Raw genomic sequence first — 1,851 nt, forward strand, 5'->3', positions numbered from 1 at the left:
GTGGTGCATCATTATGATGAGCAGTTCTTGGCAATCTCATTTTTTCTTTTTTAAGAAAGAGCTGTTGCTGTCCATAAAGCTCATCATTTTTATAAACAGATAGCGAAACAGCAACCGTATGAGCACCATGAATCGTTGTAGGTACTGTGATGGGCAATGAACAACTTTTGCCAGGCTCAAGTATGAAAGGATTCATTACTTCATAAACTGTTTTTTTTCCATCTATATACCATTCAAGAGAAAGGTTAAATGCTGAACCGGCTGTAAAAGCAGTTATATTGCTCAAGGTTACTTCTTGCAGCTCCTCATCTACAGCAATCAGTTGAATAGGCGAATGAATATTACGGTACTCCAATGCACCTACTGTTAATTGCCGATCTGGGGTCAATAAACCATCTACGCAAAAATTGCCGTCGTGATATTTTTCACCAAAATCACCACCGTATAAATAAGATGGCGTTTCTAAAGTTCCTCTATTGATTGCATGATCAGTCCACTCCCAGACACAACCGCCAAGAAAGGAATCATACTGTTGAATCAAATCGAAGTACGTTTTAAGATCTCCAGGACCGTTGCCCATAGCGTGGCTATATTCACACATAAAAAAAGGTTTTTCAGTATCACTTCTTTGACAATGACGATGAACATCTTCCAGTGGGGGATACATTTGACTAATAACATCCAAGTTACTAAAATCATTCACTTGGTCAATAACTGGTTCAATCGAGCGTTCATTATGAATCAACCGTGAATCATCCAATTTCCGTGCTAAAGCTTGAGCTTTTTCAAAATTTACTCCATAACCAGATTCATTCCCCATAGACCACATAATGATAGAGCTTCGATTTTGATAAGGAAGAATAGAACGGATCACTCGGTCCATAATCGGCTTTTCGAATGTCGGATCATTAGCAATTAGTTGATAATTCGCTTCAGTATCATATAGATTAACCACACCATGACACTCCAAATCTGCTTCATTGATTACATACAGACCAATCTCATCCGCCAATTCATAAAAATCTGGTGATTTAGGGTAATGTGCCGTTCGTACAGTATTCACATTTAATTTTTTCATTAATAACAAATCTGCACGTAACTGCTCTCGGGTCATCACTGGCGTGCCTTGCTGATTCACGTCATGATAGTTGACTCCATATAATTTAATAGGTGTTCCGTTCAGCAATAACTTACGATTCTTGATCGTCAGTGCTCGAAAGCCAACTTTTTCTTTAAAATATTCACCATTACATGTTAAAAGTAATGTATATAATTTAGGCGTTTCTGCTGTCCAAAAAAGGCAATCTTCAACATCCAAATTTATTTGTTGTTCCGAGTAACACTCCCCTTTCGCTATGAGACGTCCATCAGGATGGAATAATTCGTAAGAAATAGGTAACGATACTTCAATAGGAGTAAATCGTTGAAAAGAAACCAATAATGTTCCGCTTCCTTTTTTAGGATCAGTCAACGTCCGTAGTTGATAACTTGTCAGATGCATAGTTGGTCGTTGAAGAAGATACACTGGACGAAATAGACCGCTCATTCGCCACTTATCCTGATCTTCAAAGTAGGTACCATCACACCACTTCATCACTAGAATTTGAATTTCATTAACCCCAACCTGTAAATACTTGGTCACATCAAATTCAGATGTACTATGACTCACTTGGTCATAGCCTACAAAGTTTCTATTTATCCAAACAAAACAATTACTATCTGCTCCTTCTAGATTTAAGTAAAAGCGTGCATCTGTTTGCTCAATTTGAAACTGACGCCGATATACACCACAAGGGGTATCATTAGGTACATAAGGCGGATCTAATGGAATTGGATAAGATACATTGATAT

1 protein-coding gene is annotated in these 1,851 nt (G+C 37.8%); it reads right to left on the bottom strand.

Translation table 11 applies throughout. The features are described 5' to 3' along the window. Positions 1-1,851 (bottom strand): glycoside hydrolase family 2 TIM barrel-domain containing protein (locus tag ACFXI4_RS44615; RefSeq protein ID WP_385003411.1); only part of this gene is annotated, 1,851 nt, incomplete at both ends.

It is taken from the genome of Streptomyces sp. NPDC059224, assembly GCF_042754285.1.
GTDB lineage: Bacteria > Actinomycetota > Actinomycetes > Streptomycetales > Streptomycetaceae > Streptomyces.